General features: G+C 42.4%; 14 protein-coding genes. 1 reads left to right on the top strand and 13 read right to left on the bottom strand.

From position 1 onward, the window contains the following. The first annotated feature begins 3 nt into the window (after nt 1–3). Entirely contained in the window at nt 4–1,188 is a 1,185-nt protein-coding gene (locus VM932_RS09325) for an AAA family ATPase (protein WP_326278547.1), read from the top strand. 490 nt (nt 1,189–1,678) lie between these two features. Here the strand turns inward: VM932_RS09325 and VM932_RS09320 are convergent, their stop codons facing one another. From VM932_RS09320 to VM932_RS09260, 13 genes are all read right to left on the bottom strand, one after another. Then, on the bottom strand, nt 1,679–2,929 hold the full coding sequence (locus VM932_RS09320) for a site-specific integrase (protein ID WP_326278546.1): 1,251 nt from the start codon (nt 2,927–2,929) through the stop codon (nt 1,679–1,681). Nucleotides 2,930–3,699: 770 nt separating this feature from the next. Then, nucleotides 3,700–3,909: a heavy-metal-associated domain-containing protein gene (locus VM932_RS09315; protein WP_051947607.1), complete on the bottom strand. Its 210-nt coding sequence runs from the start codon at nt 3,907–3,909 to the stop codon at nt 3,700–3,702. Between the two features lie 27 nt (nt 3,910–3,936). Continuing rightward, nucleotides 3,937–6,195 (bottom strand): heavy metal translocating P-type ATPase, encoded by a 2,259-nt coding sequence (locus VM932_RS09310; protein WP_119641097.1) that lies wholly within the window; start codon nt 6,193–6,195, stop codon nt 3,937–3,939. 293 nt (nt 6,196–6,488) lie between these two features. Beyond that, a complete protein-coding gene (locus tag VM932_RS09305) occupies nt 6,489–6,827 on the bottom strand; it encodes a DUF305 domain-containing protein (RefSeq protein WP_235855789.1) in 339 nt (112 codons plus the stop codon). A gap of 336 nt (nt 6,828–7,163) precedes the next feature. After that, complete coding sequence (locus tag VM932_RS09300) at nt 7,164–7,388, bottom strand: heavy-metal-associated domain-containing protein (protein ID WP_326278545.1); 225 nt, start codon at nt 7,386–7,388, stop codon at nt 7,164–7,166. Nucleotides 7,389–7,592: 204 nt separating this feature from the next. Continuing rightward, nucleotides 7,593–8,180 carry a helix-turn-helix domain-containing protein gene (locus tag VM932_RS09295; protein ID WP_036383511.1) on the bottom strand — a complete coding sequence of 196 codons (588 nt, stop codon included), beginning with the start codon at nt 8,178–8,180 and terminating at the stop codon, nt 7,593–7,595. A gap of 270 nt (nt 8,181–8,450) precedes the next feature. Beyond that, nucleotides 8,451–9,152, bottom strand: a complete 702-nt coding sequence (locus VM932_RS09290; RefSeq protein WP_036385860.1) for a PepSY domain-containing protein — start codon at nt 9,150–9,152, stop codon at nt 8,451–8,453. Beyond that, nucleotides 9,152–9,649, bottom strand: a complete 498-nt coding sequence (locus VM932_RS09285; protein ID WP_119618910.1) for a YybH family protein — start codon at nt 9,647–9,649, stop codon at nt 9,152–9,154. Before VM932_RS09285 ends, VM932_RS09290 begins: the two co-directional genes overlap by 1 nt. Nucleotides 9,650–9,989: 340 nt before the next feature. After that, a complete protein-coding gene (locus VM932_RS09280) occupies nt 9,990–10,448 on the bottom strand; it encodes a heme-binding domain-containing protein (protein WP_326278544.1) in 459 nt (152 codons plus the stop codon). Next, on the bottom strand, nt 10,449–11,078 hold the full coding sequence (locus VM932_RS09275) for a DUF3347 domain-containing protein (protein ID WP_119647252.1): 630 nt from the start codon (nt 11,076–11,078) through the stop codon (nt 10,449–10,451). It abuts the gene before it with no gap. Between the two features lie 131 nt (nt 11,079–11,209). Then, nucleotides 11,210–11,425, bottom strand: a complete 216-nt coding sequence (locus tag VM932_RS09270) for a hypothetical protein (RefSeq protein WP_326278543.1) — start codon at nt 11,423–11,425, stop codon at nt 11,210–11,212. Between the two features lie 89 nt (nt 11,426–11,514). Next, on the bottom strand, nt 11,515–13,971 hold the full coding sequence (locus tag VM932_RS09265) for a multicopper oxidase domain-containing protein (protein WP_119618935.1): 2,457 nt from the start codon (nt 13,969–13,971) through the stop codon (nt 11,515–11,517). 25 nt (nt 13,972–13,996) lie between these two features. After that, the gene (locus tag VM932_RS09260; RefSeq protein ID WP_326278542.1) at nt 13,997–15,838 is read right to left on the bottom strand and encodes an efflux RND transporter periplasmic adaptor subunit; all 1,842 of its coding nucleotides are present in this window, start codon (nt 15,836–15,838) and stop codon (nt 13,997–13,999) included.

The following is a 15,838-nucleotide window of genomic DNA, read 5'->3' as shown; positions in this document are numbered from 1 at the left end:
TCAATGAGAGAGCAATTACTTTTTTTTGATAAGTTGTACTTCAACTTTTATAAAGCCTTAAAATCAGAAGAAGGCAAAGAAATCATAAGTATCACAGATGGATTACTGAATTTTGATAAAATAAACGAAGTGAATGAAGATATCCAGATTGTAGATATTTCATCTCTATCTGGACTTGACAGATTGCAATACAATGCAGAGTTAGTTTTTCCAAAATTTCCTCTCAATACAATTTTCATAGCTGATAAAGAACATAAAAAATTATTTGAGCACGAATTACGATATTGCTTTGAAGATTTTGTTGACATCGATTTAATTGAAGATATAGATGTCGAGTACAACGATGTAGAAAATACTGTGAAATCTAAAAAATTAAACCACAGAAAGATTATAGACCTTGATAGTGATGAAATTGAAGATTTTGTTAGTTCATTTAAAAATCAAATCTATGGTCACCAAAAATTCAAAGACGATTTCACAGAATTAATAAGAAACTTCAGGGTTTTCAACAAACTGGGAGAACACAAAATATTATCATTATTCTTGATGGGAGATTCAGGGGTTGGAAAAACAGAAGTAGCAAGGGCAATTCATAAATCACTTGGTGGAAAGAAAAAACTTGCTAAAATTAATTTTGGGAATTACAGTAGTGATAATTCCTTGAATTCATTAATAGGTAGTCCAAGAGGTTATATAGGTAGTGAAGGTGGAGAACTCTTCATTAGAGTAAAAGATTCTGATATTGGAATCATCTTAATAGACGAATTCGAAAAGTCAAACTCAACTCTTTTTAATTACTTTTTAGACGTTCTCGAAAGCGGAAAAATGGTCAGTTCAATTGCAGAAGAAATTGACTTGAACGGCTTCATTATTATTTTTACTTCTAATATCAATAAAGACGAATTCCCAAAACGAATCTCACCAGAATTAAGGTCAAGATTTGATTATAAAGGATACTTTATGCCTTTATTTCATAGCCACAAGGAAAAGTTCACAGAATTCAGAATTAAAAACATAATTGAAAAATTCAATAAGAACTTTGATTTTGAACTTCCTGAAAATATCGCAAATGATATTCTGAACCGAATTAATGTAAGTAACTACAAAAATATGAGGGATTTAAATAAAAAAATAAAAGATACATTTGTTAAATCCGTAATGGAATTATTAGCAAAAAACAATGAATAAAACACTACACAAAACAATGGTAACTGTAGCCTTACCCCTTTTGTAGCCTTCCCTAAAAATAGGACAGCTTTAAATTCAATAAACCGGATAAAAGCTTTAATGTCCTAGTAGATTCTAAATGTTTTTAATAGTTCCGAGATTCCAATGTCCCAATGACTTCCAGGAAATTCCTTCTTAAAAAAATATAATGAACTGTCTGTTAGATATTTAATGAAAACAACTCCGCCTTGGCGTGTTGTCGTCTTGCTCTACCGCTTTTCCAAAAAGTGGAAAACCGCTACGACCTGTGGCCGTTGGTCCCAACATTTTAGGGCTGTCTATGAATTTTCGAATTTTTAGAAGTCACTAACTCATGGGGCATGAGGTATCCCATTGAATTTTTTAAAAATCTCCTAGCCCTTTGTTTTTAGGCTCTTTTCATTGTCCTATTCCAATGGGACATCATATTTTGAGCGTGTGAATAATTAATTTCCTAAAATTAACTTCTCTCTTATTGAATTCCGGACTTGGTGTCTAGTTCTGTCTTCTTGGAGTAAATATGCATTACCTTCTGCATGTCCTCCCCTATTTTCTCCTGTAAGACCCTTGCATAAATTTGGGTGGTTGAGAGTTTACTATGTCCCAACATTTTTGATACCGTTTCAATTGGAACACCATTGGACAATGTTACGGTTGTCGCAAACGTATGTCGGGCCATATGAAAAGATACGTTCTTGTGAATCCCACAGGCTTTTGCTATTTCCTTTAAATATGCATTGGTCTTTTGGTTGCTATAAACGGGCAAAAGACCGCTATCCTCCATTGGTGCCTCTTCATATTTTTTCATGATCTCCACGGCCCTGGGCAGCATCGGGATCTTTACAGGCTCATTGGTCTTGATTCTCTTGGTATAGATCCAATAATTACGGTCGATACCTTTGCTGATATTATCCTTGGTCAGAAGCTTGATGTCCATAAAGGTGAGTCCGGTGTAGCAACTGAAAAGAAAGACATCCTTTACCCTCTCCCTGCCTATACTCGAGAAATTGGTGTCGTCAATCAAATCAATCTCCCTTTGTGTAAGATAGTTTCGGTCAAACTTACTAAAACGCAGTTTAAAGTTTCGAAACGGGTCTTTGTCCAGCCATTCCAACCTGACCCCTAATCGGACAACCTTCATCAAGCGTTCCAAGTGCTTCATGGTGCCATTGTTGGTACAGGTCTTCCTGTTCTTCTTTGGTTTGAAAGTCCTGATATAGTTTTCGAAATCCAAAATGAACTTGTGCTTCAGATCCCTGAGCGGCACATCACTTGTTTTGAGTTTGGTAATTATATAGTTCTTCAAATATTTCTCGGTGGAGTAATAATTCTTCATGGTGCCAGGCTTTAGGGTGTTGACCATATTTGTATTGTGGTATTCGAAAAGTTCCAAAAGGGTGTGGTTCACTTCATCCTCCCCGACATACCTCGCCTTGATCAATTTTGCCGTTATCAATGCCCTTTCCATGTGCAACTCCCTATGAACATTGAGGATTTCCCCATAGACGGTATCGAGATATGCGTTCAAATCTTCCATGGTTCTACTGGTCGGAAACGCTTTTCCCCGCATTTTATCCCAATTGCACACCGGAATGTCTCGTTTGATACTTATTTCTGCACGCTTCTTTTTGACCGTTATACGAACATATATATCGTAAATGTTCGGGTCATTTCGCTTTTTCCTGACGAAGAAATTGATTCCTAAAGTACTGTCTGTCCGCATGTTGTAATCGTTTTAATTGAACAATTGTTATTGGTCGGACTGCCCTTTAACCTCAATCGTTCATACATAAAACTACAACAATCTGTGTACCGGTGTGCACACCTTATTGCACACCAAAAACTTGGTTTCAAATGATATCAAATGGTATCATAAAAAATGAAAAGCACTGATAATCATTCAATTAACAGTGCTTTGTTTCTGCCTATATGGCGGTTCGTCGGGATGACTGACCTCTTGAAGAGGCGCTAACCCATTAATATCCAGAATATTATGTCGATTTTCCCAAAATAGGACATCCCATAGGACATCTTCGTGTGAAATAATGATTTTCACAACGTAAATATCGATATTTAAAATCAAACCACACCATCTTGTTTTATTTAATTTTAAATCAAAATAGACAAAGGAATTTTTGTGAGTTCAAAATCTCATCACAAACAAGATGAGTATCTATTCGCCCTATCGACAAGCAGATATAATAAGAACTTTGATTGTCATTTTTAAACTAGCTGTATAAATTACAAGATTTAGATTTTTGCCACCGGTGTTCCAGCCAAGCCATTACTGGCCCACCTTACATGATGGACACAATCAAGTTTAGAGGTTTTGATTGCAGTGATACCTGAATCTTGCGATGTTTTCAATACTACCAATGACCATGCCTATACCGAAGTTGTGTAGAAAATCCAATAAACTTATACAACCCGAATAGGATTAAGGTAACCCCCAACCCTATTCGAACCATTTAATATATTCTTCTGGACATTCCTTTATTTCTTGGTCAAATGATATCCAGCCGATTCAACAGCAGAAGTGATTTCCTCTTCCGTAGCACTTGTAGTCTGTACGGTCAACAATTTGTCTTGGGAGGCAAAGTCAACAGACCAATCGGTCACGCCATCCACCTTATCCAAAAATGGTTTTACGGTATTGGCACACCCACTGCACTTAATATTTGATTTGAATTGTAATGTACTCATGTTCATCGATTTTAAATTAGAAGATTACTATAGTTTAATCGTTTTAAGCCTCAAACTGTTCAATACGACCGATACACTGCTAAAAGCCATAGCGGCACCAGCGATCATCGGATCTAACAAAAATCCATTGATCGGATACAGCAGCCCTGCAGCTATAGGAATTCCAATGATATTGTATATAAAGGCCCAAAAAAGATTTTGCCTTATACCTATAACGGTCTTATGGGAGAGCTTCAACGCTTTGGGAATGGCATTTAAATCAGAGGTGATCAAGGTCATTTTCGCGACATCCATGGCAATGTCGGACCCTTTGCCCATCGCGATACTGACATCTGCTTGGGCAAGTGCCTGCGAATCATTGATACCATCGCCCACCATGGCGACCACCTTTCCACTTTCTTGAAGCCTTTTCACAAAATCAGCTTTCTCTGATGGGAGTACTTCGGCTTCATAGCTTTTGATACCCACCTGTTGTGATACGGCTTCGGCGGTCATCTTGTTATCACCGGTCATCATGTAAACTTCCATACCATTCCCCTGCATTTCCCGTATGGCTTCCTTTGAGGATTCCTTTATACTATCCATAATGGCCAAAATCGCCTTCACCTTGCCTCCACCGCCAAAGTATATGACCGTTTTGGCCTCCTGCTCTAACCCTTCGACCATGTGCCCCAGGTTGTCATCCATGGCGATTCCTTTTTCGACCATCAACTTATGATTGCCCACAAGGTATTGGGTTCCATCCAATGCCTCAGCGCGAACACCTTTTCCTGTAATACTATTGAAGTTCAAAATTTCGACCGGATTTACCTTTCTATTTTTTAAAAAGGAGACCACGGCTTCAGCCAAGGGATGTTCGGACTGTCCTTCCATGGCATATAAAATTTGCTCCAGGGCCCTGTGATCGGTCACATGGTCCGCAAAGACCATATCGGTCACCACAGGCTTTCCTTCAGTTATGGTACCCGTTTTATCCAGGACAATGGCATTCACTTTGTAACCCAACTCCAGGCTTTCCGCATCTTTGATGAGAATATTGTGTTCGGCCCCCTTGCCGATTCCCACCATGATGGCCGTGGGGGTTGCCAAACCCAGCGCACAGGGACAAGCTATTACCAATACGGCAACTGCGGTCAACAGTGCATGGGTAAAAGCGTCCTCACCTCCCAGGAACATCCAGGTGATAAATGTCACCAGTGAAATCGTCATTACCACAGGAACAAAAATACCGGCAATCCTGTCCACCAATTTTTGTACGGGCGCTTTGCTCCCCTGTGCTTCCTGCACCATCTTGATGATCTGGGACAAAAGGGTCTCCCCTCCCACCCGGTCAGCTACAAACTGAAAGCTTCCTTTTTGGTTTACGGTACCGGCAAAAACTTTTTCATCCTTTGTCTTTTCTACAGGGACGGGTTCGCCTGTGATCATACTTTCATCAACATAGGAACTTCCTTTGGACACCGTTCCATCCACAGGGATTTTCTCTCCCGGTCTGACCAATATCGTTTGACCTACCTTGACCGAAGAAATAGGGATTTCCCTTTCCTCCCCATCTGCTATCACCTTTAAGGTCTTGGGCTGCAACCCTATCAATTTCTTTATGGCGGAGGATGTATTTGATTTCGCCTTTTCTTCCAATAATTTCCCCAATGAAATAAAGGTGATGATCACTGTGGCCGCCTCATAATATACATGGGGTTCCATGCCTTTACTGAGCCAAAATTCAGGAAAAAAGGTATTGAATGCACTGAACAAAAAGGCAATGCCCGTACTGAGTGCGACCAAGGTATCCATATTGGCCTTACCGAATCTGGCCTGTTTGAAGGCATTTATGAAAAAGTTTCGGCCAAACCAGAACAGGATAGGAACGGCAAGTACCAATGAAATCCACCTACCCGGGACCCAATCCATAAAAAACATCCCCAGAAGGAAAATGGGAAGTGTCAAAATAGCGGACCAAAGGGTTCGCTTTTTTATGGATACATAATGCTTTTTCGAAAGCTCTTCCTGTACTTCGGTAGGATCCTCGGCATCCACAATTATATCATAACCGATTTGACGTACCGCATTTTGAAGATCGCTTAGGTCCATAGCACTGTCATACTCCACAAGGACCGTACTGTTGGCAAAGTTGACACTGGCATTGTAGACCCCTTCCGTATGGCCCAGCATGGATTCCACGCTGGATGCACAGGCAGCACAGGTCATTCCAGTGACCGGGAAAGATTTTTTTGACACCGTCTTCGCTTTCCTTTCGGTGTCCTCAATAATATCGATTGCATCCATTTTCTACTCCAATTTGTATGGTACAAATTTCAGAATAGACCTAAAATGGACTGTTACGTTATTTACTGAAAGAGTTGTAGAATTTTCCGAAAAATCAACTTTTATCTTTCCTCGTCAAGTACTTATAATTGGTGAGTGGTTTATAGAATTCGGCAACATCTATGAAATCAGGTTCGCCCACGTCAATCTTTTTTGGAGAATTTGCCCCGATCAGTTTAGAATATATTCGATAGGACAAACCATTGTAGTGAACTTGGGGCAAAACAAGAACATTGGTAGTAAATAATCGCCTCTCATTCGGCCAGATTCTTTGTTTCTTCCCTAAGAGATCCCTCGAATTTAGGAATAGGCCGCTTTTCTTTTCCTGCTTCGGTTTCCACTATTCCATTTTCCTTGATGTCGTTTATCAACCACTGCATTTCCATTATCTCCCTGCGTTGTGCCTTGATAATTTCATTGGCAAGCTCCCGTACCCTGACATCTTTTATTTGAGAACGTTCACTGGTCAAAATAGCAATGGAATGATGGGGTATCATTCCTTCCATGTAGTCTACTCCTGATACGGTAACCTGACTCCTGACCAGCCATATCCCACCTGCAATCAACAAAACACCCAAGGCTAATATTGACATGTTCTTGCGTCGGTCTTTATACATCTGTAGCATATATAGCAGCATAATAATGATCATCGATCCCCCCATGATCAAAGTCATGAAAAATCTAGTCTCACTATACCAAAAGTGATCAATGATTTGATATGAGTGGGTGTACATTAAAAAAAACATGGCGACCATTGAAGTACCAATCATCGCAAAAAACTTTAAATAATTATTGGATTTTCTTTGACTATCTTCCATTGTGCAAATTTTATCTGGTTATTGTGATTATTCCTTGACTTTCGAGTATTGTATTGTTCCATTCCAATTGTAGGCCTGACAATTTATCTGTCCCAGTTATCGTATATCGGTTCAATTGGCTTTGTTCATCGATTGTATTTTATAATGACCCCCCTTATTTTCCAATGCTTTTTGTAGCTTTTCAAGGGGGACCTCAAATTGCGACTCCACTGTAGCTTCTGCGTTTTTTAGATCGACCGCTACATCGGCTACACCGGCCACATTGAAAAGAGTTTCTTCAACGTGCCCCCTACAGCCATCACAAGTCATTCCTTCTATTTGGTATCTTCTTTTCATGTTGTGATCATTTTTTATTTTAACAATTTTACACCTAGAATCAACAATGTTGGTTCCAACACGTATGGGAAAAGTAACACTTTCTGTATAAGGGCGTTGTTTGAAAAAAAACAAACCTTGACCCATTTGCGAAGAAAGGTGTTTTTTAAATAGCGTTTAGGAGGCTGGTTCCTTGGAAAGGTATTGCGCCCTTAATGGTAGAGGTTAAATATCATCAAGCGATATTCTATTTTGTATGGCACTTTTCTTAAATTGTGTAGGTGTCATTCCAGTAACTTTTTTAAATTGGTTGCTTAAATAGGCAACGCTGCTATAGTCCAATTGAAACGCTATTTCTTTTAAGCCCAATTCATCATAAACAAGAAACTCTTTAATCTTTTCAATCTTTTGGTTGATGATATATTGCTCCAAGGTAATGCTTTCCACCGCGGAAAACAGCGAACTAAGATACTTATAGTCAAGATGCAATCCATCGGAAAGGTATTCGGGCCATTTGACCTTTTCCATGGGTCCGGTGTAGTGTATCGCCTCAATCACTAGGTTTTTGATCTGTTCTATCAACTGACCTTTACGATCGTTGATGATCGTAAATCCAATTTTCTCAAGTCGTTCGTTGAGACCTTCCCGTTTTTCAGGCGTGATTTTCCCATTGAGGGTTATTTCACCCAACGACACATTCATATAGGGAATGCCCTCATCGTCCAAAATACCTTTGACGGCCATGATGCATCTCGGACAGACCATGTTTTTGATGTACAACACATCTTTCGATTTACTGGACCCAACTTCCATATCATGCAGTGAATTTCCACAGGGCCTTCAAAAAAATGACGACCACTGCCAATATAACGATCAATATCAAGGCCAATATGCCAAGGATTTTCTTTCTTTTTTCCTTTCTATTCTTGGCCGGATCCCGTTTCTTTTTCGCCAGCCCCCTTTTTTTCTTTCGTCTTTGCCTCCTAAGTTCGCTCATTTTTCCAAAAATGGTTCAACTGGCACAATAGTCAACTATTTGCTCCTAAGGAGTCCTTTGCCAAATAATATGTCAATGTGTTTGAACTATCGCCTTTTCCATAATTTTCTGATCGTTGGTGAGCTGACATACCACAACAAGAATCCGCTCAAAACGGTAATCAATCCCATCAGGGAAAAAATCCGTAAAACCATGGTGTTAAAATCGTCCCGTCCCTCATAGTCCATAGTATGGGTCATCCACAAAAAATCGAACCATCTCCAGGACCGATGCCTTACACGTTGAAACGACCCATCGGTCTCTGAGACATACGCTTTAAGGTTTTCATCCGTTTCATAGGTGATCACATAGGCCGGTAATGGACGTCCACGATACTCGTGCTGCCCACCTGTTTGGGTGAGTCTTTCAACACTTTTGACCTTAAGTTCGGGCAACATATACTGTGAAGCAACGGCTAAGGCCTGTTGTTCATCGATACCCTTTTTGATCTCCCCCGTTTGTGCATCCATCAAAACCCCGCCATTGATCCAATAATAGGGACTTCCCCCTATATTTCTCATTTCCAAAGATTTGATTTTAACGTTCCCGTGTCCATTGGGAGCAATTAAATTCCCAAATTCTGACTGGTCCGGATGCTCCTTGATGAATTGATCTCCATGGATCTCGTCAATGTCCGTCCAACTAAAATATAGTCCACTGATGGTCCACATTAGGAACTGGATCCCAATAAATAGGCCAAGATATCTATGTATCTTTCTGACCTTCATCGATGTTTTTCTTCCGACCATTAGTTCTTCCCGTTGTTCCGTGAGGAGTTATGCATCTTTACAATTTTCCAATCCCCATCCGTTTTTTTAAGGATGGTGGTGGCAACCCCTTTTCTGCTGATCGTTTTGCCCTCACCTCCATTTTCCGATTTTAGGCCAATGGTATAGACATAGCTTTCCGTAGTAAAGGCAAAGGGTAGCTCCACCTTCACTTCAATGGTATAATCCGAAAACCTAAAACTGTTGAAATGTCCAAGTTCTGGACCTATATGATGGTCGAGATAATGTTGATAGGTGCCTTCCACGCCCCCGGATTCAAAAACTTCGGAATCTTCCGCAAAAAGCTCCAAGGTACCTTCCGTGGTCAAATTTTGCAGTGCTTCTTTATAGCTTTCCAAAATCCTCAGCACAGCGGCCCTGTCCTGGTCTAGGTTTTCCTTGTTAGGGTTTGTTTGGCCAAAGCTTGTCCCTGTGAGAAATACGGCCATTAGAAAAATCTGTAAAGTAATACGTTTCATTAGTTTGTTTTAACATTGTTTAGGTTAGTATATATTGTATGATAAAGGCTCCCAGGACAATCGAAATGACGATCCCATACAGGATATGGTCCAACCATTTTTTTAAAATGGCCTTTTTCGGCTGCACAGGTCCATTGTCACGACAACAATCTTTCATCCTTTTTTTCCATTAGTGCCTGACAAGGGAAGGGAACGATTAACTAACTAACTCACCAACCAATCAACTTTGGGTGTTCCCCTCCCTTTCAGGACTTTATTTCCTCATTCATAGTAACCGGACATGACCAACAACAATAGCAATATCGTTTGTCCCGGTTTTAGGGTAATTTCCATGTCATTTTCAATTATCCAATTCTTCCATTAGATCATTTACCAAGGTCAATATCCGTTCTTTCTCTTCCACCGATAATTTTGCATCCTTATGGATCAGGGTATAGGAAGATAGGGGCATCTTATCGTCTTCGATCTGACTTGCGATGGACTTTAGTTTGCTCCTTTTTCTTCGATCCGAATAGTCGCCCCATTCATTGAAATTGAGTTCTTCCTTTCCCTCTTTGATGTGTTCTTCCAAAAACCAGGCGATGGGTTGGACCTTATTGTACCACGGGTATTGGGTGTTGTTACTGTGGCAATCATAGCAAGATACCCGCAAATCGTGTTCGATATCCTTGGCAACCTGGTTCACCGACATGAAGTCCGTATCGGGAACCACATCGCTCAAGTTGGGATCTGTGGGCACAAACTGGATGCCCACAAATCCCAACAGCACTACCAATGCTATGATTTTCAGTACTTTCATTTAATTGATTTCCTTTTGCACCTTACCACAGGTCAACATCTTACTTCCAAAAAATGGATTCTGGATTTCGCTACTTGCGCTGAGCCACGTTCCTCCTTGGTTGTTGTTGTACATGGGGCAGAATTGTTGGTACAAGGTTTTGGAAGTCCCGGTTATGGCAATAAAATCGACCATATCCTTGCCCAGTCCCTCAAAGTGTTCCCGTTGGTGACCGATATCACTTTTGGCGATATGCTCCCCATGTTCCTTGGCCACTTCAATGATATCGGACAGCTCCTTCTGTTGCTGTTCATCGTATCCGCTGATATCAAAGCTGCCCAAGGCACTGGCCAAGGCTTGGCCCGATTTGGCCGCTTCATCCTTATTGTCCGCCACCAGGGCATCCTTCAGTTGGAGGTAGCTATCGATCACAGATGTGCCCTGTGCATCGGACGAACCCATATCATGGTCCATGGTCCCGTGGTCCATTTCCCCCGCAGAGCTCTCATGGTGATGGCCCTCTTCCGTTCCCATCTCCATATGGGCTCCTTCCTTGTCATTTGTTTCCTTCTTACCGTCCTTACAGGAAATCACGGTAATGGTCAAAAGCGCAATGGCAATTGTACTTAATGTAACTGTTGTTCTTTTCATTGTAATTGATTTTAAGATTAATTCCTCGTTTTGATTGCCCGGGGTAAGCATTTTTGTATTATCCCCTATTATTGTTACTATTTTAATTTTTTCATCTAATTTTCCATTTCTCCCACGCAGGCACTCAGCCCTTATTCTTCCTCGACCGTACGCTTTTTCCCCAAAAAAAATCGTTCCCCGAAAAAAATAAGCACCATCAATGCAAGGGCAACGATGACCACCAAGGGGTCACTACCCGCCTTTGACCAAATAAAGACGCCCAACACCAGTACATCCAGCACAAGGGCCGTAATGAGGATAATGGGATTTGCACCGATTTCCTTTCGTAGATTTTTTAGGACCCCCAATGGATCCCGATATCCATGATCAAATAAAAGATGGCACCCAATGCAGCGATCCGGGTCAAACTCAGGCTATTTTTTTTGTATTCTACCATTTAAAAACGGGCTAGCAGGCCTCCGCCCCAACCATATCGGTTGTTGTAGTTGGCCTGGATTGAAAAATTACGTGAAAGGATATAGGAGGCCCCTACCAGCCATTGGGTCTCACTTTCATAGGATGAATTCCCCAAATCGTTGACCCATCCAAAATCGGCCCGATATTCATATTCCCCCTCGAGGAAAATCCTTGGAAAAAGCAATAGTTCCCTATCCAACCTTATTCTTGGACGCAGCTGGTGGTCCATACTCACATCCATATTAAAGCGGTATGGGGTAAAATACTTGACCCCTATCAGTCCCACTGTATTGAAGCGGTCATAGGAATCAGGGATGGAGGTTTCCGTGTTCACCCCTGCATAGACCCGTACCCAGTCATTGAGATACCTGTTATAATTGAATTCCACCTCGGCATTTTGGTCGTAGTCAAATTCTGCCCGTACCCCAAATTCATTCCTGATATTACTTGAAACAAGGAAGAGTTCATTAAAATTGGAACCCAATCTGGCAGCACCCCAAGCATAATAATGGTCAGTTTCATCTACCAACTTTTGAACAGGAAAATCCTTCATCCTCACATCCCTTGGGGTATCATAACTGAAAACCCGGGCCATGCCCCCCATCATGTGATAGAGGATATGACAGTGGAAAAACCAATCCCCGTACTCTTCATTATAAAATTCGATGACCACTTTCTGCATGGGCGGCACATTGACCGTATGTTTCAAGGGTGACTTTTCACCATTCTCATTGATGACCCTGAAATAATGCCCATGGAGGTGCATCGGATGGTGCATCATGGTCAGGTTGTTGAGGGTGATCCGGGTTACTTCCCCACCTTTGATCTTGATCTTATCGGTTTCTGAAAGTGGCACACCGTTCATACTCCAGATATACCGTTGCATATTTCCCGTCAGGTTCAACAGAATGTCATTGACGGGCAGATCGGCATTATAGGTAGTACTTTCCTTTGCTTTTAAGAAATCATAGTTGAAATACGTTTTACGGGTATCGTAATCAAAAGCTGAAGTGTCTTTCTGCATCATTGGCATAGTCTGAACCATAGGGTCTTCCATCTTATCCTTATGTCCGGTGGATTTCATTGACGTTGAATCCTTTTCCATTCCTGCCATATCCCCCATCTTTTTATCCATCTCCATGTGCCTATGATCTTCATTCGCATTCATAGGCCTTTTATCATCCATCTTCGCAATGGGTTTATCCTTTTGACCGCTCATTTCGGTCTTATCCATCGACATCCCATTGTGCATACCCATATCCATGCTGCCATCCTTCATGTCCATCTGCATCCCATACTTTTGCATCAAATATTCGGGTGTATTTTTCTTCTTGTTGCCGGCCATTGCCGGAGCTCCCATTTTCATGTCCATTTGGGCCATTTGTTTCATCATCGCCACTTTGTCGGGCCTATCGATGGTCGTTGCGGGAAAAAGCGTTCCCTGCCCTAAATGCAACGAAGTATGCCCGGAGCCGTCCTGTGCCGTGGCCGTTACCTCCAAAGTGCCTTCAGGAACGGTCACGATGACATCATAGGTCTCGGCAATGCCAAAAAGAAAACGACTTTTGGAAACAGGCTCCACATCGACACCATCCCCGGAAACCACCATGGGGTTACCGCCACCGAAATCCATCCAATAATAGGTGGAGGCAGAGGCATTGACGAACCGGAGCCGCACTTTTTCCCCTGGTTTGAAATCAGGGTATTCGGCCAATGTTTTCCCATTGGTCAAAAATGCGGGGTAGTAGATATCCGCAATATCCGCTCCCTCCATACGATCTCGCCAAAATTTGAGCTGTGCACCTAGTGCACCTTCCTTGATGACCCTACTCAAGGGCACCGCGGTCCCTTTTTTGACCTGGTACCATTCGTTTCCCCGTTTAAGGTTTCGGAGCACGTTCATGGCCTTTTCGTTCGTCCAATCGGAAAGCACCACGACCAAATCCTTATCGTAGTCCAACGTCTTTTCCTTGGGATGGATCAATATCGAGCCATACACCCCCTTTTGCTCTTGTAGCATGGTGTGGGAATGGTACCAATAGGTACCTGATTGGTTGATCGGAATCCGATATTGGAAAGTTGTGCCAGGTTCTATGGGCGGTGTGGTCAAATAGGGAACCCCGTCATAAAAATTGGGCAAGATCAATCCATGCCAGTGTACGGAGGTTTCCACATCCATCTTATTGGTCACGTTGATCAGGGCGAGGTCACCCTCGTTGAATTCCAAGACCGGTCCCGGAATACTTCCGTTGATGGTCATTGCATCGGCAGTGACCCCACCGAGGGTCAATTTGTTCTGTTCCAGTACAAGATTGTATTCCCGAACGGGTCTACCTTCCTCTTTTCTGTCCTCACCATTTGTCCCCACTTGCCCAAAAACATGGGTCGTCAAGGCAGTTAGGACAAAAAACAAGATTTTAGATTTCAATATTTTCATCATTCATTCATTTACATTTGTTCAATTACATTTCATCGGTGATTTCACCGCAGGTCAACATAGCCTCTCCGAAATAGGGGTTTTTGATCTCTTTGGTCGTACTCAACCAATAGGCACCTTTGTCGTTATCGGCCATCGGGCAAAACTGTTCGTATATCTTTTGATCCACCCCAAAAAGCTTGATACCATTGGATAAATGGGCGGACAGTTGTTTAAAATGGTTGCGTTGCGCCTTGACATCCGATATCTTTGAAATGGAATTCGCCGAACTGGAGATTTCCTTCGATATCGTCATCCAATGGCCGTGCGCCTTCTTGTCCGTCAATTGTTTCATATCCACATGTTCCAAGGCCGACAACACTTTTTTTGCAGCGGCATTTGCCTTGGTACCATTATCATTGACAAGGGCATCCTTTAACTCCAAGTAGGCGCTCAACACCTGTTTCAATTGGTTTTTAAAAGTCGCTGTCGCCGTCATTCGCTGATTCATATCGGAATGGTCTATTTTGTTTTCCAAGCCGGGATCCCCCATATCCATTTCCGAATGATCGCTACCGCCTGTACCCTTGTCATCCCCCATCTTCATGCCTCCGTGGTTATGTCCCGTCATGGCGGGCCCACCTTCAGGATTCATCATGCTCGGTTTCCCGGCCAATTGGGCCGCCGCGTCGATACTAAAGGTCCCGTTTACCGCGATCTCATCCCCTTCTTGCAGCCCCTCCTTGACAATGAAACCATTTCCCAACGATGGTCCCAAGGTGACATCGCGCAACACAAAATTCACCCCATTGGATGTGGTATTCTTGATGTATACCACAGAACGTTCCCCGGTCCACATCACTGCCGACTTAGGAATGGTTATCGCTTCTGATGCAATGGGCTGTTTTGCTTTTACGGTTCCGGAAGCGAACATTTCCGGCTTTAACCTTAAACCGGTGTTCCCGATCTCGATTCTGGCCTTGGCAACCCTTGTCATGGGATTGATCACCGGGTCGATATAGGAAATCCTGCCTTTGAAATTTTCGCCCGGGAGGGAGGGTATGGTAAAGACCACTTCGTCGCCTTTCCTTACCCAGGGCATGTCGGACTCATAAATATCGAACAATACCCAAACGCTGTTCAGGTTGGCAATTTGATATAATGCCTTGCCCTTGTTGACATAGTCGCCAAGGTTTACCATTTTTTCGGTAACGTAGCCTGAAACATCGGCATGTATCGGCAATTCCTCCTTAACGGTCCCGGATTGAAGTATCTGTGCGATTTGGTTGTCGGAAAGCTTCCAGTTTTTTAATTTTTCCTTGGCGGCATTAAAAAACTGCGGTTGGGTGTCCGCTACCTTTCTTGCTTCAAAAAGTTCCTCTTGGGCAGTGACCAGGTCAGGGGAATAAATATAGGCGATGATCTGCCCCTGCTTGATATACTCCCCTGTAAAATTCACCATTAGCCGTTCCACCCTGCCGGGAATATGGGAAGATTGGGAATAGATCGATCGTTCGTCCGCTTCCACCTTGCCATTAAGATTGATCAATTTGACCGGGGCGGTCTTGCCCACGATTTCCGTAGTGACATTGGCAAGCTGCATGGCGGTTTTCGACATGCTAACGGCCATGGGGTCCAGTTCCGAACCGTTGTCATTTTCCAAAGGGATCAAGTCCATCCCACAAATGGGGCAATCTCCCGGTTCCGGCTGTCTGATCTGCGGATGCATCGAGCAGGTCCAAGTGGTTTCTTCCGATACTTCCGAAGCATGTTGGTGTTCCTCCGTGGCATTGCCCTTCGAGCCTCCGAACAATAGCCAACCCAGCAAAAGTCCAAGAACCAGGGTGGACAAGGCTATTTTTACTATTTTTTGTGTTTCTGATTTCAT

Origin of the sequence: Flagellimonas halotolerans (assembly GCF_035818535.1) — a bacterium.
Taxonomy (GTDB): Bacteria; Bacteroidota; Bacteroidia; order Flavobacteriales; family Flavobacteriaceae; genus Flagellimonas; species Flagellimonas halotolerans.
This window is presented reverse-complemented; position numbering and strand designations above follow the sequence as displayed.

Bases quoted from the DNA above. Each gene is read 5' to 3' on its own strand.
- VM932_RS09265 (WP_119618935.1), bottom strand. From the start codon at position 13,971: ATGAAAATATTGAAATCTAAAATCTTGTTTTTTGTCCTAACTGCCTTG.
- VM932_RS09320 (WP_326278546.1), bottom strand. From the start codon at position 2,929: ATGCGGACAGACAGTACTTTAGGAATCAATTTCTTCGTCAGGAAAAAG.
- VM932_RS09275 (WP_119647252.1), bottom strand. From the start codon at position 11,078: ATGAAAAGAACAACAGTTACATTAAGTACAATTGCCATTGCGCTTTTG.
- VM932_RS09290 (WP_036385860.1), bottom strand. From the start codon at position 9,152: ATGGTCGGAAGAAAAACATCGATGAAGGTCAGAAAGATACATAGATAT.
- VM932_RS09300 (WP_326278545.1), bottom strand. From the start codon at position 7,388: ATGAAAAGAAGATACCAAATAGAAGGAATGACTTGTGATGGCTGTAGG.
- VM932_RS09315 (WP_051947607.1), bottom strand. From the start codon at position 3,909: ATGAGTACATTACAATTCAAATCAAATATTAAGTGCAGTGGGTGTGCC.
- VM932_RS09295 (WP_036383511.1), bottom strand. From the start codon at position 8,180: ATGGAAGTTGGGTCCAGTAAATCGAAAGATGTGTTGTACATCAAAAAC.
- VM932_RS09305 (WP_235855789.1), bottom strand. From the start codon at position 6,827: ATGTCAATATTAGCCTTGGGTGTTTTGTTGATTGCAGGTGGGATATGG.
- VM932_RS09260 (WP_326278542.1), bottom strand. From the start codon at position 15,838: ATGAAATCAGAAACACAAAAAATAGTAAAAATAGCCTTGTCCACCCTG.
- VM932_RS09285 (WP_119618910.1), bottom strand. From the start codon at position 9,649: ATGAAACGTATTACTTTACAGATTTTTCTAATGGCCGTATTTCTCACA.
- VM932_RS09310 (WP_119641097.1), bottom strand. From the start codon at position 6,195: ATGGATGCAATCGATATTATTGAGGACACCGAAAGGAAAGCGAAGACG.
- VM932_RS09280 (WP_326278544.1), bottom strand. From the start codon at position 10,448: ATGAAAGTACTGAAAATCATAGCATTGGTAGTGCTGTTGGGATTTGTG.
- VM932_RS09325 (WP_326278547.1), top strand. From the start codon at position 4: ATGAGAGAGCAATTACTTTTTTTTGATAAGTTGTACTTCAACTTTTAT.